Raw genomic sequence first — 21,532 nt, 5'->3', positions numbered from 1 at the left:
GCGGCGTACGAGCCCGCGAAACCGATCCCCGCGATGACCACGGCTCCTGCGACCACGACGCCGATGAGTATCCGGTGCGTACGAGTCAGCTGCATGCGAGCAAGGCCGCCTCTCCTCCACCTGGTCTACATCCTGATCACGATCACCGTCTCACGTACGGCTGACAGTTGGACCAGATTCCGATCCCAGGGCGTTTTCTGCGCAGACCAGACTCTCGAAGCTTGCCGGCAAGGACTCCACAAGCGGAATCTTGCAGAGGGGAAGCCTTTGCCCCGTTTAGCTCGGCACTTCAGTTGGCCGTTGACTGCTTCAATTTGGTCATCCCTGCTGGGGCCTTCAGCATGGCGAACCGGCTCCTGAGCAGTCACTCAGGGGCCTGTGAACCTTTCTGCCTCGAATGCCGACTGTCCCAGTGAGTCGTGGCGCCAGGCAGGGAGGTGCGGTGGGCGGGGATGGGCGTCGCGACGGGCTGTTGGTAGTGCGCTGCCAGCTCGGGGAGCGGGAAGCCTTCCCCGATCTGGTGCGGGTCTGGCATAGCCCGCTATGGCGCTATATGCGGGGCATGGTCGGTTCGCCGTACTTTGGGACGATCTTACCCAAGAGGCGTGGGTCGCCGTGGTGCGCGGGCCGCCACGGCTGTGGCAGCCCGAGCGGTTCGCTCCGTAGCTGTTCACCACCGCTCGCCGCACGGTTGCCAGCCACCTGCGGCAGACGTACCACGCTTCGGAGCCGTCCGTGGAGGAGACGGGCGCCGTCGTCGATGACGATGACTCTCTCAGCGGCGTGCTGACGACGATGCAGGTGGAAGCTAGGCGGGGCCCCGGATCCGCACCGGTGACTCACCGGCCGCGCCGTTGCCCGGCTGTGATGCCACGCTGGGTGCATCGGTGATCAGGCCGGTGGCATCGGTGCCGTTGTGTAGGGCGTGACGATGTCCCCCGAACCTGCGAGCCCCGCCATGGGTGGTGGGGCTCCAGGTCCTTGTACAGGCCTGGCCCGCCTGCACGAGGAAGGGCACCCAGTTGTGTGAACTGAGAGGTGCGCTGAGCCATGAGCGTATGCGGAACGAGCCCGAGGCCGCCACAGGACCCCTCCCGCGAGGTCAACAGACTCGCCGTGAATGTGGTGGTGCACGGTGGCGCTTGAACCAATCCTGTGGGCTTTGCACGACAGCCCCGTGAACAGTACGACGGACCGGATGCTGCTGGCCGGCCTGGCAGAGAAGGCGGATCCGGACGGCACCAATGCCTTCCCGTCAAGACGGACACTGGCCCGGATCGCACTCTGCGACGTCAAGACCGTGCAGCGGCGTCTGGCCTGGCTCACCGATCGGGGTGTGATCACTCTGGGAGACCAGCAAGCCGCCCGGTACATCCCCGCGCACGCCCGCCCCAAGGTCTACGACCTGCAGATCCCGGCAGCCTGGTACGGCCCCGAAAGGCTGGCACGGGTCAACGAGGACCGGGCGTACCGCGGCCTGCCCCCACTCACACAGCAGACCCGCCCCGCACTGCCGCCCGCCCCGCCGCGGACGGAGCGCAGCGACAAGGGAAGGCCGCGCCAGAAGGGAGGGGACTCTCAGTCCCCTCCCTCAAAACCCCTCGAATCCGGTGGACGGGGGGACTCTGAGTCCCGCGGAAGGGGGGACTGCCAATCCCCGCAGGGGGGACTGACAGTCCCCCAACCCTCCCCTATAACCCTTCCCTCTCCAGAAACCCCCGTAGCGCCTGCGGCGCGTAGCGCCGATGACGCCCGCAGGGCCACTACAGGTAGTAGGCCGCGTGGAGCCGCCGACTGCGCCGCGCCCCCGGGTGCTGGCGCGCCCGTCCCGGCAGCCAGGTCGCGGAAGACGACCCGGCTGCGGATGTCTCCGGGACTGGATGACTCGGTCAGAGCCGTTGAGGCGGGATGGCCGCGGGAGCTGGCAGCCCTGCTGCCGCCTCACCGCCCGGCCGTGCTGCGTGAGGCGATCCTGCACGCCCTGGACGGAGGACGGACCCCTCAGCAGCTACTCGAGCGGATCCAACGCCGTTGGTGGGCGCACGGCTACGCCCGTGCTCTGGCCGAAGGAGAGCTCTCCTCCCCCGTCGGGGTCGCCGTGGGGCTGGTGCGCCCGTCCACGGACTGCCCTGACCCGATGTGCGAGGACGGAGTGACTCTGCACCTGGAGGATGCATGCCCCAAGTGCGCAGAACGCCGGGCGGACCGCCGACGGGGCCCAGTGCCTGCGCAACGGGAGAACGCCCCGGAGCTCCGGTGGTGGGAATGCGAGGGCAAGGACTGCTCGGCGGCCGGCAAGGGACCACGACCCGACGACGGGCTGTGTCGGCAGTGCCGGGACCGGGCGGAGCAGACTGAGATCCAGCGCGCGACGGCAGGACTCGTAGCCGAGGCCGAGGCAGCACGGGAAGTCGAACGGCTACGACAGGCAATCCGCTCGGAACGCATGCTCGATAAAGCCTATGCCGAGCACACCGAACGGACCCGCACAGCGCAAGACCGAGCCAGAGCCGAACAGCGCGCCGCCACCGATGCTGAACCCAGCCCAAAGGCGCCTGCGGGCGCTCCTGGCCCTAGCCATACTGAACTGCGGACCCCGCGCCGCCTGGCTCACCGAAACCCGACTCTATGAACTAAGCCTGTACACCTTCGTCGTCTCCCCACGCCTTCCGCACGGCACCTCCCCCGAAACCCGGCATGCCACAGCCCTGTTAAAACCCAATGAACTATCCGCCCGTTGAATCCTCATCTATCACCCGGACACTGTGCCGGACGCCACCTTAAGGGGGCCCGGTTGACCGGGAACACACGCTCAGCGTCCTACTCATAACAGCATTACTCGCGCTGCTCACGACGGCCTGTGGCCCCGATACAGAAGCCGCAACTCAGGCAATGAGGGAACAAGCCACTCCCTTGGTGGGCGGCATCTGGTCGTACATGACACCCGACGCGCGGCAGGGAGCGTGCGCGGCGTGGACCAAGGACCCTGACGGGACGGTGGAGCGGATCTTGACATCCTCCCCTCCCTCGTGCGCCACCGCCATCAAGTCCTGGAGGGCGGGGCCTCCTGGGAGAGATCCGGTGAGACCAAGGTCCTCGCCCTCGGCGGAACTTTGTGTCCTGGCTGCCGCACCTGGCCGCGGTCGTCGGGAGCCGGTCCCTCGCGGGGTACGCAGTCGCGACCGATCAGTGCATCAAGTTCAAGATCAACCCCGGGCTGGCGACCCTTTCACCGGCGGCAGCCCTGGCCGGAAGCGGCACATACAGCGGCAGTGCCGACGACGGATACTGCAGGTAAACAGACCGGCAGCCAAGTGATCCCGAACAGGGAGCACAGCTGACCCTGGCGGCCGAAGACACACACCTCGGCTTCCGATTCTGAAAGGTTGCGGCATGAATACTCTAACCGCTCTGGCGTCAGCCGCTTTCGGCTCCACCGTATATCTCACGACTCTCTCGACGGTGAAATGGCTGAACCAGCTAACCCCGCGCGTTAAGGTCACGGGCCTGGTTGTGACCGGCTTGGTTCTGTGCGCAGTCATCGGGCTTATCGCGTTCGCGAGCCAGAGCGTCGTGCTCGGATTCATCGTGGGTGCCGGCCTGACACCGCCCGCACACCAGTGGATCTTGCAACGACGCAGGCACGTCGCCGGTTCTTGACCTTCCGACTCATAGCCATGCAGCTTCTGCCGTCGGCCTTGGTGACCGAAGGCTCCCTGCGCAAGCCTTAAGGGCTCCGGCGTTGGCGCATAGGTGTCGGCCGTCGCCGGTCCCAGCCAGCACACGAACGCCGGTCAGTCGTATCTCGACCGCTCACGGAACGTGTGGGTCGAACAGTGATCCTGGCCGGGCAATCTTCCAATGGCGCGCGCATGGGGGCAGGGCCACCTGGTAGTTCGGGGTTACAGGAACAACCGAACAGTCGGGTCTGGCTATGGCGACCTGGCTAAAGTCCCGCGACCAGTAGTCCGGCAAGCGGCGGCTGGTGGCCGCCGGGAGTGAGGGAGGCTGGCCAGGCTCCAGGGCCAGTATTAGGGCAGAGGCCCTTCAGGCGGTGCGCGCTTTGGCGATGAGGCTGGCGAGGGCGGGCTTGTCGAGGTAGCGGTGGACGTCGTGGCAGAAGGGGAACGCCCCGTTGTTCACCTCGATGTCCGTGACGCCTGCCGCGAAGCGTGACAGGCCTGCGCATCCTGTGACGAAGTCCTTCGCGGCGTGCAGGTTGGTCCACTCCACACCGGTGGGGACGGCCAGCGGCTCGTCTTCCGTATGGATGCCCTTGCGGCCGGCCAGCCAGCCGAGCGGGGACCCGCATGTCACCAGTGTGGTCACCTCTGTGGCCTCTCCGCGGCGGAGCATGTCGTAGAACACCACGCTGCCCAGGGAGTGGGCAACGACGAAGCGGGCGCCCGTGGCGGCCAGTGCCCCGGCAACCGCCGCGCGTACGGCGGCAGCCGTCTCCTCGTTGCGCAGGTAGGCGTGGGCTTCGCGTACCAGCCACAGGATGTGGCCCGTCACGCCTTTGCCCATCCGGCGGTCCACGGCCTGGATCCTGCGCACGATCCGGGGTGTGAGCGGCCCTTCCCCGAGAGTGAGACCGGATTCGGGGGACTCGTCCTCGGCAGCGCAGGGCGCGTAGGCAGCCAGTGACCGGAGGATGAAGGCCTCTTCCTCCTCGTCGATGGGGGCGTCGTCCGACAGTGCGCCCGCCTCCTGGCCGCCGAGCCGCACGAACCGGGTAGGCGTCCGCGGGAAGACGGTCTGGTAGGAGGGGACCGTGACCACGGCGCTGATCCCGCCGCCAGGCTCAGCGGACAGTGTCGCGTCAAGGGTGGTCTGCCAGCTGTCGCTCAGCCCTGCGGTCGTCGCAGCCGATCCCTGCCTGATTCCGTGCACTCCGACGATCTGCAGCGCGCCCATGACTCCCCCGTCCGCCGGATTTCGGCCGTAGGAGGCTGATCGTAGCCAGAGCCAACGGCGGGCCGCACGGGCCGGGTTAGGCTGGCGCCGCTGAGCAGGGGGACGCAGTTGAGCGCGGAAGCAATGGACGGCATCGTCCGCAGGCGGCTGGTGGTCGTCGCGGTCGACGGCTACGAGGACGGGCAGGCGGGGTTCCTGGAGGGTGTCGCCGCCCAGGTGGAGCGGGTCACCGGATGGCTGGCGGATCCCTCGCTCGGGGACGAGCGGCGCTTCGAGGTGGTGCGGGCGGATCCCCCGCCGCGCTCCGTGGACGAGCTGCGCGCTTTCCTGCAGGCCCAGAATCTCGCGGCGGCCAGCTACAAGGAGGCCGTCGTCGTGTACATCACCGGCCACGGGCTTCGCCGCCGTGCACCCCGCCACTATCTGATGCTGCCCAAGACGAAGGAGGAGCGGCTGCTGGCGACTGCGTTCCCGACGAGCGAGCTCATCACCGCGGCGCTCGACAGTGAGTCCGAGCATGTGCTGGTGCTCGTCGACTCGTGCGAGTCCGGCACACTCCGGGCTGAGCTCAGTACTCTGTTCGAGGACCTGTCCCCCGAGCGCCACAGTCTGAAGGGGACGGCTGTCGTCACGGCCGGAAACCACTACGAGCGGCCGCTGGTCGGTTCCTTCACGCGGCGCATCGCCTTGGCCTGTGAGCGGATGCGGGACGAGGCCGCCGGCTACACCGCCCCCTACCTGTCGTTCGCGGAGTGGGAACAGCTTTTGCACCAGGTGGGCGTGGACGAGCAGGGCGTGGAGAAGGATCTGGTCAGCGCCGAGTGGATCGTGCCGCACTCGCGCGGGAGGGGTCCAAGTGCCTGTCTGCCCAACCCGCGCTTCCAGGCAGTGGAGAGTACGGCGAGTCCGGCGCTGCGCCAGCTCACGCTTGAGGCCGGCCCGCTGGAGGAGTTCTGGCTGGAGCGGGCTTCTGGGCGGGCCGGGACGGACGATCCCGGCTGGTACTTCAGCGGTCGGGCCGAGCCGATGGCGCGCATGGTCGCCTTCGTTCGGGAAGGCGAGGGTGTCCTCGTGGTGACGGGCGCTGCCGGCTCGGGGAAGTCGGCCCTGCTGGCTCGCCTTGTAACCCTGGCTGACGCCGGCTTCGCGGCCGATCCGAAGTACGCAGCTGTAGTGGCAGGCGTCCCGGACGGTCTGCGGCCCGGCCCCGGTGCGGTCGATGTTGCGGTCCTGGCGCGGAACAAGTCCGCGCGGGTGCTGGTGGAAGAGCTGCTGTCCGCGCTCGGCAGCGCCCCCAACGGCCGCGAGCTCCCCTTGCAGACCCTGCTCGGTCTGCTGGCCGAGAGGGCCTCCTCCAGCCCAGCGGGTCGTGTCAACATCGTCATCGACGCACTGGACGAGGCCGAGGACCCGCTCGCCTGCGTGGGCGATGTCATCGTCCCGCTGTCGCGGCTGACTGCCGGGGGCGGTACCGGCCGGGCCGTCCGCCTCGTGGTCGGCGTCCGCAGCTCTCCCGAAGCCGTGTACGCGTCTGGGGCGGCCCTGCACGACGAGCGGGCGGACCAGCTGCTCCGGAAACTCGCCGATGCTCTGCGTACAGCCGATGCCCTGGGCGCGGAGGAAGCGGCCGTGCAGGTCCTGCGGACCGACGGCCGCGACTGCACCGCTGATATCGCTGCTTACACCGCCGCGCTGCTGTGCGCGCCGCAGACCAGTCCCTACCGGGGCGCGCAGGAGGCTGCTGAGGCGGCGGCACGGCATATCGCGGATGCGGTCGCGCCCTCCTTCCTGGACGCCAGGATCGCCGCCGACCAGCTGAGGACGGCAGCGGTGCGCCAGGACCTCGGCGAAGCGGGCTGGCTGAGGCGTCTTGCCGACGGCACCACCGGTCTCCTGCGCGAGGACATCGAGGCGGTAGCCGCCGCTGAGGGTGTCGGTGCCGGACTGCTGGTCACCGCGTTGCGCGCGACCGCGTTCGCGCCGGGGGCCGGACTGCCGTGGGCGGAGGTCTGGCCCGCCGTCACGGCTGCGCTGGCCTGCGAGGCGTTTGGTGCCGGCTACGCGGACACGGATGCGGCTGACCATGCCATCCGCACCCTCCGGTCCGGCCGCCTCACGGGTTACCTCGCCACTGCTGAAGAGGATGCCCGTACCGTCTACCGCCCCGTGCACCAGCGGCTGACCGACCTGCTGCTGACAGGACGCGGCTGGCTGCCGGACCCGGCGGCAGAAACGTCCCCGGACGGGCCGCGCGCGCACATGGCTGCGCAGGCCGCGGTCACCCGCGCCCTTGCGGGGCTGGTGGAGCGTGCCGGGCCGCACCTGGCGCATCCGTATGTACGCAGGCACTTCCTGCACCACGCAGCGGCCGGGGGCATCCTGACCGACCGTGAGGTGCCGCTCGAACTCCTCGCCCAGGAGACATCCGGGACCCTGCGCGCCCGCCTCGCGCTGCCGCTTCCCACCGGGGACCCTGAGCGGCGGAACCTGACAGCTGCGGCGCTGATCGAGCCGTACGCCGATGCGGACACCGGCTACGCCTCACGTATGGGCAGCATGACTTTCCAGCGCGCCGTACGGGGCTCCGGCGGGGAAGCCGGACTGCGGGCCGGCGCGCTGGACAGCCTGCCGGTGACCTTGTTGTGGGGGCACTGGGCAGCGCACGTGAACGTCCTGGCACCAGCCCCGGGGCAGACGAACGCCCTCTGCGTGGTGCCGGCGCTGGACGGGCGCCAGCTGATCGCCGTCGCGGCGGAGACGGGCGGTGTCCGGGTCTGGGACGCCAGGACGGGAAGGCGCGTCGCGGATCTGGACACGGGGCCGGTGCACCGTCTGCGCACCATCCTGGCGACCGGCGGACGCACTTTCCTCGTTACGCTGGGGCAGCGTGATGTGCGGATCTACGACCCGGTCTCCGGGCAGCGCATCGCGCAGATGCCGCTGCCCCGCGCCTTTGACGTGCATGTCCTGGCGGATGGTTCCGCGCTGTGGAAGCTGTGCGTCCTGACCAGCCGCGGCGCCTTCGTGTGGAGGCCGCGCGCGGACAGGCTGTCTGTGGCTTCCGGGTTCCCTGAGGGCATCACCCGGGAGTACGGCCGCGGGCAGGGGCCTTCCCGCCGGCTGACGGCGGTGGTGCGCCGCAGGAGCGGCGAGGCGCTGGTCGCCGTGTGCGGCGAGGACGGCATCCGCCTGTGGAACCCGGTATCGGGTACGTTGGCGGGTGTTCCCTTCGGAGGCGGCCGGGTGTCGGGTGTGGTGGGTGTCGCCCGGCCGGACAGCGCTGAAGACGACTTGCTGATCGCGGAGTCTCCCAATCCCCTGGTACCCCTGCAGGTGTGGAACCCCTTCGCCGCTGAGCCGGTGGTGCGCACCCGTGAAGGCGGCGGCGCGGCGGTGGCGGGACCCGGCGGGACGGCATTCGCCTATGTCGCACGCGGCCGCATCACGCTGCAAGGCCTCGGGACGGATTCAGCCCGTTCGTTCGATGCCGATATGGCGTCCGTGGATGCCCTTGCGGTCCTTGAAGATCCTGCAGGCCCGCGGGTGGTGTCGGCTGGCCCGCAGGGCATCCGGATCTGGGATCCCGGCTTCGGCGGGCCGCTCCGCGAGGACGGGCTGGCGGACTCGGTGTACCCGGGGCCCTTGTTGGACCAGCACCGGCGGCGCACACCCACGTGGTCCGTGTGCAGGTCGGTTCTGCCCGCCTGCGTTGAAGACCCGGGCGGCGATGCCGTCGTCCTGGCGACGCGTGGCGCGCTCGATGTCCACAGTGCCGCGACGGGAGTCCGCCTGAAGCGGATCGGGACGGGTCTCGTCAGCCAGGTCCTGCCGCTCGTTTCCTCAGGGGCGCGCGTGGCGGTCAGCGGCCCGAACGGCGACTTGTCTGTCTGGGATCTCGCGTCGGGGGACATGGTGATGACGGGCCGCAGAGACCAGTCGCGGTCCGTCTCGTCCTCCTGCACCGCCTTGACGTCCGAGGGCCTGCCGATGGCTGTTTCCGCGGGCACCGCGGGCGACATCACAGAGCTCACCTCAGTAGTTCTGCACCATGAGGGCGGGTGGTCCGCCACTAGCACGGTCCCGCTCAGCCCCGACGTCGGCGATTCCCCCGTCTGCCTGCTGGGGGCCCTGCCCCCCTCTCCATCCGGCGAGGTCACCGTCGTGGCGGGTGCCGGCCAGGACCTCGTTCTCATCGACGTGGGCTCCGGACGCCGCACTGGTGTACTGCCCTGCTGGGACCACAGAGACGGCTACGGCAGCGTCCTGTGCAGCCTGCAGGGCGACGGCGGCCCGCTCCTGGCGTTGTCGAACCGCAGGCACATCGGTGTCTGGGACCTTGCCAGCCGGACCAGGATCGCCGCCTGGGAGTCCCCGGACACCTTTGCCATGGCCGGCCTGGCCATGCCCGGCGGCCGCACCCTGCTCGTCTCAGGAGACGCCGGCGGTGTGCGGATCTGGGACCCGCAGACGGGCGGCCTCATCCATACGCTGCTGACGGGCGCTCCCGTCCACGGCATCGCCGCGGGCGGAGAGCACCCAGTCACAGTGCTCCATCTCTACGGCCCCGCGGGCCTGGCGACCCTGTCGGTCGATGTCAGGCTCCTGCAGCGGGCCGCTGGCTGGAAACACCCCACACCGTTGGCGTGATGCGATCTGAAGACAGCCCGGAAAGCTCCTGCGGGGGGCCACCGAAATCCTCTCATTTTCCATCAGCACGACTGAATCTGCAGCCATTTGAACAATCACATAAGCAGCCTGACTACATCTCGTGGCGAGAAACCCGGTAACTATGAACAGAAGACTGCGAGGTGATAAATCTGTGGCGTGCTGTCTGCTCATCAGCACGGTTTCGTGAGGTGGGGGGCTTTTCATGCACGTGCGCGCGGTTGTTGTGCTGCCTGCGCGAAGTCGGGCGGCAGGCACAGCCGGCGCCTCTTCCCGCCGCGGAGCGCGACGATGACGATCGCACCGCCCCCTGGCAAGCCGAACAGCTACTGGGCGGGATTCGAATGGTGGCAGGACCGCCTGGCCAGTGCCTTCTTCGGCGAGGACCACAGGGATACCCCGGTCCTCTTCTTCATCGACCAGACAGAGCTGAAGACGCTTCAGGGCGGGGAAGCAGTCGAAGAACTCGGCACCGCGGTCAGCTCCGTGCTCGCCTGGCACGAGAACCCGTATACGCCGGTCGCTGACCGGTGCCTGAGATGGAGGCGGGGCAGGCAGGAGGGTCCGCCGCCCTGCCTGCCGCTCCTCGCGGCAGCTGTCCTGGCAGCTGCCAACATGAAGCGGAGCGAACGGGGACCCGGAGCTCCCGCGTACTACGCGCGCCTGGCTGAAGTGCTCAGGCCCTCCTGGGGCGGCGAGCAGCACCGCAGACGTCTTGAGAGCCACTACAGCGCCGTTGTTGACCAGTGGGGCTACCTGGACGAATGGCTCCGCGCACAGGACGGGGCCCGCGGTCTCAGCACGATCAGGGAGAACGCCACCTATCGGAAGATCGGCTACGCCCAGTCCCAGGCACTGGTCAGGGCTTCCGATCACGCGGTCCTGATCCGGTTCTTCCAGGCATCCGGCCTGTCCCCCGGCCAGCCGGTGCCTGGCGCGCGACTGCTGGACAAGCTCAAAGCCTGGAGCTTCCCCGGTCCGAAGGGCCTGTCCCCGCGGCTTCTCGACGCGCTCCGCTCCCAGTCCGAGAGCCATCTCCTGGAGCCTTTGCTTGCCTCGCTGCTCGAGGGCTGGGACGGGACCACCGCCCAAGACCGTATCGACGGCGGCCTGTTCCAGGTGCCCCTGCGCGTCGTACTCGAGGATGACTTCACGGGGTGGGAGGTGCGCTGGCACGCGGAGGCGGTACCCGGCGTGGACCGCGACTCCCTCCAGCACCCGGGCGGAACACTGGAGCTTGCTTCGGATGACGGGGACCGGGCGTACACACTCTCCGGGGCGATACCCGGTGTGGCCCAGGCCCTTCGGGCCGGGCTCACCGCACGCGGGTCGAAGAGCGCCGTACGGATCGCCAGCGGCCGCGATGTCCTGGCCCTGCGCGAGGACCCGGTGGCCGGAGGCTGGACGGAGACGGACGTGCTGACCGTCTTCGAGCCGTACCTGTTCCTGTTCACCCCCTCCGGCGAAAGCCGGGTCCGGAGCCTGCTGACGGATACCGGACACCGGTGGCACCGCCCCGTCACCATCCCGATTGCGGGCTGGCAAGCCACCCGGGAGCTGCAGTTCACCGACGAGACCGCACTCACCGAAGCACTGTTCCGATCCGGCCTCCAGAACATCCGCCATGTTCCGGGCCGGCGCCTGAGCCTGCGCAACGGACTGCGCGTGCACCAGGAATGGCACCACCGTTCTCTGTTCCTGCACGGCGGGGAACCCGATGCGGCGGTCTCCCAGGAGTTCCGCGAACCCGGACTGGTCACTCTGGACGGCCAGCAGCTGGCCGTCCCCGGCGACGGCCTGGTGGTGCTGCGCGGCAGAGGCCTGGCCCCAGGCCGGCACGTGCTCGCCGCCGGCGGCACGGAATCCGAGTTCTACCTCGAGCCGGCAGCGGATCCCCAGGCAGGGCCTCTGCCCGGTTCTCCTTGCGGTGCGCCCGCTGGCACCGCTGCCGTCCCGCTGGGCGCAGACTCCCGCTTCCTGACGGCGCAAGGGCACTTCGTCTCCGTGCGGCGGCCCCCGGAGCCCGCGTGGTGGAAGGAGCGCGCTCCCGCCCTGTGCGGCGGCGGGACAGCATCCGTACCGGTCCCGCCCGAGGCCGTGTGGCTGGTCTCCGTTGACGAGACGAGGACAGACGTCGCCTTGCTGCGGCCGCAGGAACCGGACTTCGGGACCCTGAGCAGAGCAGCCAAGGACTTCTGGAGCAAGATCGTTCTCTTCAGTCTGGCAGGGGTTCCCCACGCCGCCTTGTGGAAGCGCTACCGGGAAGCAGCCCTGAGCCAGTTCCCGCGAGGGAGTTTCACGCGTGTTTGACCCTGACCTCTTCATCTCCTGGATGGCGGAGCAGGGCACCGGATCCCTTTCGGTGCTCATCCGTGACGCCTCGTGGGCCACCGGCTGTGACAGGCAGCCCGTCACCCGGTGGCTCAGCCGCCTTGAGGCGCTCGGCGCCGCCACCGTCGACTGGCGCGGCGGCCGCTGGTACGCAAACCCCTGCCAGGCCACCGACCTGCCCGGGAACACCCAGACCGCTGTGCTCACCGGCGCCCGCCCCGGCGTCCCGGGCTTCTACACGAAACGCGGGGCAGTGGCTGCGCCGCAGCAGCATGAGCAGTCCGGGATACCGCTGCCGACGGCGCTGTGGCTCCAGTACACGGAGCAATCACGCCTCCACGCGTTCGCCGCGGAAGTCAGCGCCGCGGTCGTGCCCTGCGCGGCCGAGACCGCCGCCCGGTCCCTCAGCGCCTTCGACCCCGGGCCGCAGACAGCTCCGCCAGCATACGACAGCGCGGCTGAACTGCTCGATCCCCTCACCGGCCGGTTCCGCCCCGTGGGCCCCGTCGGCCGCCGCCCCGCACCAGGCCTGTACAAGTACAAGCAGTTCGGCCAGGTCGACCGGTACGCGCTCCTGCGTGAGCCTCCCCGCCAGACGGCACCCGGCCCCCGCACGCGCATAACCGCCGTCGAACCGACCTGGCACAGCGTCGACCGGAGGGCGGGCATCCACCACGCCCTGCGCCCCTCAGCGCTCCCCCTGCACTGGAAGGCCGACCGCCCGGTTCCCGGCCAGGTGGGACGCAATGCCCTGGGACGGCTGACCGCCGACCGCAGGGCGCCCCTGCCGCTGGCCCACGAACGCACAGCCGTCCTGTGCACAGGGCTCGCGAGCCTGCGTACAGCAGATACAGAGCACTACGACGGAGTCCCCTTCTTCATTGCCGAGCGCATCGCCCGCACCCTGCAACGCCGCCTGGAGACCGCATGAGCACGCCCTTGCCCGGCCTCGACGCCTTCGCCACGCACAAATCCCTGGTCGAGGCCTACCTGCGCTACTACGACACCGCCTTCCGGCTCCGCGACGACGCCCTCCAGGCCGAGCGCCGGGCCCTGCTCGACCAGCCCGGCGGCGTCTACGCTGACCCCTTCGTCGAACTCCGGCCGGAGTACGCCCTCACCGGGCACAGCATCGCCGAATCGGCCAAGGCCGCCAAGGCACCCGAAGAGCTGGCCGAGTTCGCCGAGCGCGGGCTCTTCGAGAAGGGCATGCAGCTCTACACCCACCAGGAACGGGCTCTGGCAAGCACGATGACCCCCGGGCGCAACGCGGTGATCACCGCAGGCACCGGATCGGGGAAGACCGAGGCATTCCTCATCCCCATCCTGGCCGATCTGCTGCGCGAGTCACGGGACTGGAAGGGCGACCCCGCCGTGCCCGGCCGGTGGTGGGAGCGTGCTTCTGCCGAGTACCGCCCGCAGCGGGAGGGCGAGAGCGGGCATGCCCCCGCGGTCCGGGCGATGATCCTCTACCCGATGAACGCGCTCGTCGACGACCAGCTCGTCAGGCTCAGGCGCGCCCTGGACAGCGACCTGGTCCGCACATGGCTCGACGAGCACCGCCAGGGCCACCGCTTCTACTTCGGCCGCTTCACCGGCAACACGCCTGTCACCGGCAGCCCGGACCAGCGCTTCGCCGTCGACGAGCTGCGGACCTACCTGAAAGCCACCGCCGCCCGAGGCGAGCGCGCCCGCCAAGCCGCCGAGGACAGCGAAAACGAGGACATCCGCTACTTCGCCCCCCGCTTGGACGGCGCGGAGATGCGAAGCCGGTGGGACATGTACCACGCGTCCCCCGACATCCTGATCACGAACTACTCCATGCTCAACGTGATGCTCCAGCGCAGCCGCGACGAGGACTTCTTCCGCAGCACCGCGCAGTGGCTGGACGCGTACGAGGACGCCCGGTTCACGCTGGTGCTCGACGAGCTGCACATGTACCGCGGCACGCAGGGCACCGAGACCGCATACCTGGTCCGCAACCTCCTGCACCGGCTCGGCCTGAGCCAGCGCCCCGAGAAGCTCCGCATCCTCGCCGCGTCCGCCTCGCTCGACGAGAAGCGCGACACGGACCGGCGCTTCCTCCAGGAGTTCTTCGCTGCGGACGAGGGCTCCTTCCACTTCATCCCCGGAGAGGCTGCGCCCCGCACCCAGGGCCCCGAGAACATCTCCGGCGCGGCCGGCCGCCTGGCGGAGTACGCCCGTACAGAACCCGATCCGGCCGAGGCCGCCCAGCTGCTCGACACGACCCGCGCGGCGGACGCGCTGGCCAGCGCGCTCGGCGCCGGATCCAGCGCACCCTCCGCCCCCTCGATGGCCGCCGCCGCCCTGGCCCGGAAGCTCTTTCCCGCAAGCAGCGCGGAGGAGGCCGGCATGGCCCTGCACGGGACGGCAACCGCCATCCGCGCCGCGGCAGCCGCCGGAGCCAAGCGCCTGCCCCGGATCCGCATCCACCTCTTCTTCCGCAACATCGCGGGCATGTGGGCCTGCACCGACCGCCAGTGCTCTGAGGTCCCCGACCCCCTGCGGCACGCCGAACGGTCCGTGGGCAGGATCTACTCCGTCCCGCGCACCTCCTGCGACTGCGGCGCCCGCGTCCTGGAGCTGCTGTACTGCCAGTCCTGCGGTGAGGCGATGTTCGGCGGCTACGCCCCCCAGAACGCCACCGGAGGCAGTCTCTTCAGGTCTGTCCTGCTCCCCGACAGCCCCGATCTCTCCCGGGTCCCCGACCAGGCGGGCAAGGACCGTACGGCGGCCAACTACGTCGTGTACTGGCCGTCCACGAAGCCCCAGCGCGCGGACGACGACGCCGAGTGGAGCGCGGACAAGGACAGCGCCACGTTCGCCTTCCGGCGCAGTGTCTACGATCCGGCCACCGGCCACTTGCACAACCGGGAATCCGGCTTCACCGGCTGGAGCTTCCACGTGAGCACCCCCACGGACAAGAAGACCGGACAGAGCAGGCTCGCCCTCTCCTCCCTCCCGCCCTTCCCCACCCGCAGCCCCTGCTGCGGAGCCGACTGGGAGCGCGTCTGGGCCAAGGACCGCACGCGCAGGCCCATCACGGACCCCGTACGGCTGACCTCGCCCATCCGGACGATGAGGACGGGTTTCGAGAAGATCAACCAGGTCCTGTCGGACGAGCTGGCCGAGCAGTTCACCGACCCCGCTGAACGCAAGCTGATCGTTTTCACCGACAGCCGGCAGGATGCCGCAAAGCTCTCCGCGGGCATGGAACTGCGCCACTACCAAGACCTCGTCCGCCTCCTCGCCCTGGACGAACTCGGACGGTCAGCCGCCGCTGCCGAGGACGTCACCCGCATCCGTGATGCACAAGGAGCGCAGACCCCGGCCACTGCCGACGCGATCGCGCGCCTGCGTAGGCGGAACAAGAATGATCTAGCCGAGCTGCGCATGGCGCTGATGGACGGTGAGGAAGCCGCCGCAGCCGAAGCCGCAGCACGGCTCTCCTCCCCGCCGACACTCGACTCCCTGGCCAAGGTGCACGTCAACACGCGGCTGCTCTCCCTGGGAGTCAACCCCGCCGGCCCGAAACCGAGCGTGCAGACCATCGATAACCGGCCGTGGCACGAGCTCTTCGACTGGAAACAGCAGCCCCCCGCGCTCCAGGCGAACACCTCAAGGGCGGCGCAGGCCGCACTCAGCTCCGAGGACGGCCTGCTGGAGAACACCCTCGAGTCCCTGTTCTCCGGCGCCGGCCGAGACATCGAGTCGCTCGGCCTGGGCTCGATTGCCACCGCTCCGGCCACACCCGACCATGACGGGCTCGGCCGCGCGAGCCTGCGGATCCTCGCTGAACTGCGCCGCTTCACCAGCCTCCGCGAAGGCAGGGACAAACCCCCGCCACGGCTCAGGGAATTCTGGGCCGCCGTCGCCGAGCATCAGGGCGGCATCCACCCCGACGACGTACAGGCCCAGGCAGAAGCCGCCTGGGGCAGCGGCACCGTACTCGAATACCTCATCGATCCGCGGAAGGCGGCCGTACAGCCCTCTCCCGGCCACTCCTGGACATGCACCCACTGCGGACGCCGACACCTCACACCGAGCGCGGGAACCTGCACGCGGTGCCGCAGCCAGCTCCCCGCGCAGCCGTTGCCCGACGCAAACCCTGAAGCGGGCGACTACTACGCCTGGAAGGCCTCCAGCAGCCGCGCCGCCTTCCGCTTGAACTGCGCCGAGCTGACGGGCCAGACCGACCGGCTCGACGCCCAGGCCCGCCAGGCCCGCTTCCAGCAGGTCTTCCTCAACGACCCGCCCGAGATTCCCCTCGTGCATGGAATCGACCTCCTGTCGGTCACCACCACCATGGAGGCCGGCGTGGATATCGGTCCGCTCTCCGCCGTCCTGATGGCCAACATGCCGCCGAGCCGCTTCAACTACCAGCAGCGGGTCGGACGTGCCGGACGCCGGTCCTCTCCGGTAGCGGCCGCCCTCACGGTCTGCCGGGGCCGCAGCCACGACGAGCACTACTTCGCCAACCCGTCCGCCATCACCAACGACCCCACGCCCCCGCCCTACCTGACCCTCAAGCGTCCGGAGATCCTGAAACGGGCCATGGCCGCCGAAGTGCTGCGCCTCGCGTTCCGCGACCTCGACACCCATGGCGGATCAGGCAGCGTGCACGGTGAGTTCGGCAAGGCCCGGGACTGGGCTGCCGCCCTGCCCGACGTACGGAACTGGCTCGACCAGCAGAGCAGCGTTCTGGCCGCGACCGCACAGGCCCTCACCGCCTTCACCCCGTTCCAGTCCGCCGACCTCTTCGACCGCGAGTGGCGGGAGAAGCTGCTGGACAGCATCACTGAGGTGGCAGCCAGGCCCACGGGATCCGAGGAGCTCAGCGAGCGGCTCGCCCATGCGGGCCTGCTGCCCATGTTCGGCTTCCCGACCCGTGTCAGGCAGCTCTACCTGGACGTCCCGCAGAAGAGGTTCCCCTGGCCGCCCGGCGGCACCATCGACCGGGACATCGCCATGTCCGTCTCCCAGTTCGCACCGGGCAGCGAGGTAGTCAAGGACGGCAAGGTCTACACCGTCACCGGCGTCACCGACTTCGAGCCCATGCCCAAGGGCCCGAGGCCCGTGCCGGAACCACTCGAAAACGCCCGGACCGTCGGTCTGTGCCGCGTCTGCAACCACGTCGAGAAGACGCCGTCCGACAACGAGAGTATCTGCCCGATGTGCCGGTCCGGCGAGTACGGCATCGTCGACCTGCGGGAGCCCGCCGGGTTCCGGGCAAGCGCGCCGCGCGACTTCGACGGGGTCTTCGCCTGGACCCCGAACACGGTCTCATCCCGGGCAGCCGCAGACCTCGCGGCCCTCGACTTCACTTCCTGGGAGAAGGCGGACGTCTACTCCGGACCAGGCGAGCGGTACATCGTCAACGACAACAACGGCGACCTGTTCGCACTGCGCCGTACCTCGGGACCCTGGGGCGGGTACCTCGCCACCGGCCCGAGCCAGGGCGATCAGCTGCAGGTGGCCCTGGGGGCCGTCCTGCCCACGGACTTCTTCTTCCTCGGCCCGGCAGCCGCCATCGACGAAGTACACGGCTACCGGCTCAACGTCGTCCCCGCTGCCCCCGCCTTCGGAAGCGACATCAGCCACGGCAGGCGGGCCGCCTGGTACTCGCTCGCATTCCTCCTGCGCAGCGCGGCCGCCAACTTCCTCGATGTCGGCCGGCAGGAACTGCTCGCCGGAATCCACACGGGACCGCACCCCGCCGGCAACCCTGTCGCCTACGCCTTCCTGGCCGATGCCCTGGAGAACGGGGCGGGGTTCAGCACCCACCTCGGCAGCGCGGAGATCATCGCCCGCTTCATGGAGGCCGTCCACACCTACCTGGACGCACTGCGGCAGACCGATCACGCGGACATCTGCACCGCCTCGTGCCCCCGCTGCCTGCGCGACTACTCCAACATGGCCTACCACCCCCTGCTCGACTGGCGGCTCGCCGGCGACCTGCTGACCGTCCTCTCCGGCGGTCTCGCCAGCACCTCCACCGACCGCGCCCACCGCTCCCTGACCGGCCTCCAGAAGATGCTGAAGGACACCCTCCTCGACAGCGACCTGCCCACACTGGTCTTCAGTTCAGGCGGCCTGCGCCACGCCGTGGTAGCGAAGCATCCACTCCACATGTGCGAAGAGAACCGGATCAGTGCCGACCTCCAGCCCGCCCTGGACGCCGCACTTGAGCACACCCAGGACGCAGGCCGGATCATCGTTGCCGACTGGTTCACTCTGGAGAAGAGCCCGATGCAGATCATCGAGCAGCTCCGGGCACTCTGAACACGCGCTCTCCGGGCGCCCCACCGTGCGGTGGGGCGCCCGCGCTGTCCCACCGCCCGATTACCGCAGTTCGGGAAGCAGCTGCAGACCGGGGCGGCGCAGCACTTGCCGGTGGCCGGGGTTGAGCCGCGGCCCAGCACTGCGAATGTGGAAGACGAGCTCAAGCCTTGGAGCAGGCCAATGGTTCCGCCGGGTAGACCATCACGCGACCGGAAAGTCGACGTCCCGTTTATTGCAGCGACCAGGGGAGACGAGCAGGCCCTCCACGCGGGTGCACCGGTGGGAGACGTGACCGAAGGCATCGAGCAAGCCAGTCCAGGAGCGGACCTCGAGCAAAAGCTCTGGCAGATCGATCCTGGCAAGCATGGCCTCCGTGGTGGGCTTCAGCCAGGTCAGCGACTCCGGTTCGCCCACCGCGCCGAAGTTGTCCACGGATAGGCGGGCCCGTACGCCGCCCCCAGGGACGACGGTATCCACCTCTGTGTGGTCGCCGGCCTCGGTGAGCCCACCCTTGGGACTAGTGAGGTCGCATGTTGAGGTGTCTCGAATTCCTGCCAGGCAGGACGCCAGAGAGCGCACCACAGGCAACGGGATCGGCCTGTTGGAGTCGCTTATCACCCGAGAACTGATTGAGGGCGTGTGGCGACCGAGTTCCAGGCGCATAGTGGCAGTGTTGACACCATTGTGTTCGTCGGCCCTACCGCCGGTGTTGCCCTTGGCGCAGTTGTGACATACCTCTGGCGTCGACGCGACCGACAAAGTGAGGCGCGGAAAGTAGTCCAGGCCTTCGTACGGGACTGCGAAGGCCGCCGAGTGCTGTGGTGGCCTGAGGCCTGGGAAGAGGCCGATGCTTGCTATCAATCGGTGCAGGGACTTCGCGAGACGCTGCGTGACACACTCGGCGCCTTGCCGCCGAACACCGACCTCGAGTCGTTTGAGTCGATTCGCGCTGCGGCTGAGACCTACTGTGGCCGGTATGAGCAGCTGAGTAGGAAGCTTCCTAGGCTCAAGGGATGGGCAACCCGTCAGGACCTGGAGGAGATGCTAGGAGAACTCCGAGAGACGGTAGTGCCTGAGCTTGAGGTGCTTAGGATCCGGTTCCGTGTTTCTTGAGGAGAGGTCGCCGATAGGTGGGATGGGTTCGGCGAGAGTGAGAAGGAGATTGAGATCGTTCCACAAGATCCGAAGACCGAGAAGTGACATTGCGGCTCGGACCTACCTCGCCCCCTTAGAGACTGGTCAGCGAGGTCGGTGCCGGTTTCACTGTGTGTGGTCGTCGGGGGCGTAACGGCTCCAGGTTCCGCCGGCCTCGGTGACCAGGCGGGTGGCGGTCTTATCGTGATAGCCGAGTGCTTTCGCGATAACGGGGGCCGGGGCTTGGAGGACGAGCTGGCGGATCGCGGAGGCCCTGCCGCGCTGCGGCGGGACGCCGATCTCACGCAGATGGACTTGGAGGCTGACCGGGTTCATCGGCTCTCCGGGCTGGCGGCCGGGAAAGAGCCACTGTGAACTCCTGCTGCTGCCATAGGGCAGGTGTTGACGGGACTGAATGTAGGCCCGCATCAGGTCGGCAATGGGCTCCGGCAGCGGGGACGGCGGGTCTCCCAACTGGACGGTGACGGTGGTCTCGTCGTCGGTGACCACGCTCGGCGACGACCGTGCCGTCGCCTTGGTCGCCCGCCTCGCGGCGGACAACGCTCTGGCCGCCGACTCCCGCGCGTGGGCCGCGCGCATCCTGGCCGAATGCGGCGGTGCGGAGGACGCCGGCCCCCGCTGAACGCGTATGCCGGCCCGCGGGGGCGCGGCCAGCGTTTCCGGCACAGGACACGGGAACGCTGCCAGGCTCAATCCAACTGTCCGGAGTCGGTGCGGAGCGGATATAGTGGAGGCACCAAGTTACTCAGGCACAGAAGGCCCTCCACCATGGTGGAGGGCCTTCTGTCATGTCCGGCACCAGCCCAGGTCAGGCGACCTGGAGCTTCGGGCGGCCCGTCGGGGCGGGCGGGGCCTGGTGGTACGTGGGCAGCTTCAGGTTGGGTAGCTCCCCGCCCTGGATGCGGATGAGGGCCGCGCGGAACGCCGCCTCCATGGCCTCGGGGCTCTCGTACTTCGCCGCAAGCGGGTGAAGCCGGTAGGAGTTTCCGTTGCGTTCCTCGCTGCGCGGCCTGAGCACGATGTTCAGGTCGCACAGAGGGGCCATGAGTCCGCTGACGGCCTGGGGCGTGACCCCGTACTCGGCCGCCATGTCCTTCTGGCGTACCGGCAGTGCTCCCCCGAAGTCGCTGCGGGCAATGAGGTACTGGAGGAACTTGACGGCGGACCCTGACAGCGGCAGGGCCCAGATGCGCTCCGCGACGATCGGAGACATGACGTTAGCCATGGGACAGCCTTCCTCGTGAACGGTCGCCCGTGCGGGGGCCTAGCAGCACTATCACCCGGTACGTCTCCTTCCGCGAACGTCGGCCTGGGTCCCGAAGTCGAGGTCCAGCTCCTCCTGATGGGCGGATTCCGGTCCCACCGCGTAGGGGAACGCCTCGGTGTCGTGGTCGTGCCGGTCGGCGATGTCGGCGAGTACTTCGTGCTGGGCCGTGCTGTTGCCGTGGAACCACAGGCGCACGTTGATCTGGATCCGGCCGTTGCCGGCCTTCTCCACCCAGTTGTATTCGCACAGTGCCTGGACTGCACGGTTGACCGTGGAACGCGTGATCATCTTGCCGCCCTTCTGTGCGGCAATCTTGTTGAGCCCGTCCGTGATCTCCTGCTGCGTGTACTGGGTGATGCCGGTCCCCGGCACCTGCCCGCCGGCCACGAAGAGGAAGACGCAGAGCTGGGACTTGGTGATGCTGTTCGCGACGGCGAGCTGCGCCAGCAGCTGCGTGAACCAGTTGCTGGCCAGACTGTAGCCAGCTCCCCCGGCCATGTCGTGAACAGCTCGGGGGTCGGCGGCGTACTCGAAGTGGACGCCCTTGAGCCGACGTCGGCCGCTGGGGTCGGCGGCGTCGGCCACCTTCTCCCCCAACTGCTGGCCGAGCACGGCCAGGATGTCTCCGTACTCGGCTTCGTTCCCTAGGGCGGTGGGGACGGGTACAGGCCGGGGCCCGCGCTGTCGGCGACGTGCGGGCGGATCAGATGTCACAGGACCTCCTTGTTACTCAGGCGGTCCGAGACTATCCAAAAAATCAACGTGTGCTTGTCTTTTGGGCTGCCGACGCGCCGGAAGATGCCTCAGATCCGGGGCCTGTTCGAGCGCGGCGCCAAAAGTACACGGCGCGTGAAGTTATTTTGCCGTCAAGCGCCGAAAGTACACGACTGCTTG

At 68.9% G+C, this 21,532-nt stretch carries 12 protein-coding genes; 7 read left to right on the top strand and 5 right to left on the bottom strand.

Annotated elements, in window-relative coordinates; all coding sequences use genetic code 11:
* Positions 1-1,120: 1,120 nt before the first annotated feature.
* Positions 1,121-2,632: a helix-turn-helix domain-containing protein gene (locus ACFYXK_RS31515; RefSeq protein ID WP_389414251.1), complete on the top strand. Its 1,512-nt coding sequence runs from the start codon at positions 1,121-1,123 to the stop codon at positions 2,630-2,632.
* Between the two features lie 1,415 nt (positions 2,633-4,047).
* Here ACFYXK_RS31515 and ACFYXK_RS31510 read toward each other — a convergent pair.
* Positions 4,048-4,917, bottom strand: coding sequence for a hypothetical protein (locus tag ACFYXK_RS31510; RefSeq protein WP_389414250.1), 870 nt, complete (start codon positions 4,915-4,917; stop codon positions 4,048-4,050).
* A gap of 123 nt (positions 4,918-5,040) precedes the next feature.
* On the opposite strand from ACFYXK_RS31510, the gene ACFYXK_RS31505 reads away from it, so the two are divergent.
* From ACFYXK_RS31505 to ACFYXK_RS31490, 4 genes are all read left to right on the top strand, one after another.
* A complete protein-coding gene (locus tag ACFYXK_RS31505; protein WP_389414249.1) occupies positions 5,041-9,564 on the top strand; it encodes an AAA family ATPase in 4,524 nt (1,507 codons plus the stop codon).
* A 309-nt stretch (positions 9,565-9,873) separates the two neighbouring features.
* Positions 9,874-11,892 (top strand): hypothetical protein, encoded by a 2,019-nt coding sequence (locus ACFYXK_RS31500; RefSeq protein ID WP_389414248.1) that lies wholly within the window; start codon positions 9,874-9,876, stop codon positions 11,890-11,892.
* A complete protein-coding gene (locus ACFYXK_RS31495; protein ID WP_389414247.1) occupies positions 11,885-12,844 on the top strand; it encodes a hypothetical protein in 960 nt (319 codons plus the stop codon). The genes ACFYXK_RS31500 and ACFYXK_RS31495 overlap by 8 nt, the downstream gene beginning before the upstream one ends.
* Positions 12,841-18,216 carry a DEAD/DEAH box helicase gene (locus ACFYXK_RS31490; RefSeq protein WP_389414246.1) on the top strand — a complete coding sequence of 1,792 codons (5,376 nt, stop codon included), beginning with the start codon at positions 12,841-12,843 and terminating at the stop codon, positions 18,214-18,216. Before ACFYXK_RS31495 ends, ACFYXK_RS31490 begins: the two co-directional genes overlap by 4 nt.
* 201 nt (positions 18,217-18,417) lie before the next feature.
* On the opposite strand, the gene ACFYXK_RS31485 is transcribed toward ACFYXK_RS31490, so the two are convergent.
* Positions 18,418-18,648 (bottom strand): hypothetical protein, encoded by a 231-nt coding sequence (locus ACFYXK_RS31485; protein WP_389414245.1) that lies wholly within the window; start codon positions 18,646-18,648, stop codon positions 18,418-18,420.
* 207 nt (positions 18,649-18,855) lie between these two features.
* Between ACFYXK_RS31485 and ACFYXK_RS31480 the strand changes: the two genes are divergently transcribed.
* Positions 18,856-19,329 (top strand): hypothetical protein, encoded by a 474-nt coding sequence (locus ACFYXK_RS31480; RefSeq protein WP_389414244.1) that lies wholly within the window; start codon positions 18,856-18,858, stop codon positions 19,327-19,329.
* 147 nt (positions 19,330-19,476) lie between these two features.
* Here ACFYXK_RS31480 and ACFYXK_RS31475 read toward each other — a convergent pair whose 3' ends face one another.
* The gene (locus ACFYXK_RS31475; protein WP_389414243.1) at positions 19,477-19,860 is read right to left on the bottom strand and encodes a hypothetical protein; all 384 of its coding nucleotides are present in this window, start codon (positions 19,858-19,860) and stop codon (positions 19,477-19,479) included.
* On the opposite strand from ACFYXK_RS31475, the gene ACFYXK_RS31470 reads away from it, so the two are divergent.
* Complete coding sequence (locus ACFYXK_RS31470) at positions 19,853-19,993, top strand: hypothetical protein (RefSeq protein WP_389414242.1); 141 nt, start codon at positions 19,853-19,855, stop codon at positions 19,991-19,993. The genes ACFYXK_RS31475 and ACFYXK_RS31470 overlap by 8 nt on opposite strands.
* Before the next feature lie 186 nt (positions 19,994-20,179).
* Here ACFYXK_RS31470 and ACFYXK_RS31465 read toward each other — a convergent pair whose 3' ends face one another.
* Together ACFYXK_RS31465 and ACFYXK_RS31460 are read right to left on the bottom strand one after the other, a co-directional pair.
* The gene (locus tag ACFYXK_RS31465) at positions 20,180-20,596 is read right to left on the bottom strand and encodes a hypothetical protein (RefSeq protein WP_389414241.1); all 417 of its coding nucleotides are present in this window, start codon (positions 20,594-20,596) and stop codon (positions 20,180-20,182) included.
* A gap of 51 nt (positions 20,597-20,647) precedes the next feature.
* Positions 20,648-21,352, bottom strand: coding sequence for a hypothetical protein (locus ACFYXK_RS31460; protein WP_389414240.1), 705 nt, complete (start codon positions 21,350-21,352; stop codon positions 20,648-20,650).
* Positions 21,353-21,532 lie beyond the last annotated feature (180 nt).

The organism is Streptomyces sp. NPDC002209, from assembly GCF_042890265.1.
Taxonomy (GTDB): domain Bacteria; phylum Actinomycetota; class Actinomycetes; order Streptomycetales; family Streptomycetaceae; genus Streptomyces.
The sequence above is the reverse complement of the archived record's forward strand: the minus strand, read 5'-3'. Positions and strand labels throughout refer to the sequence as shown.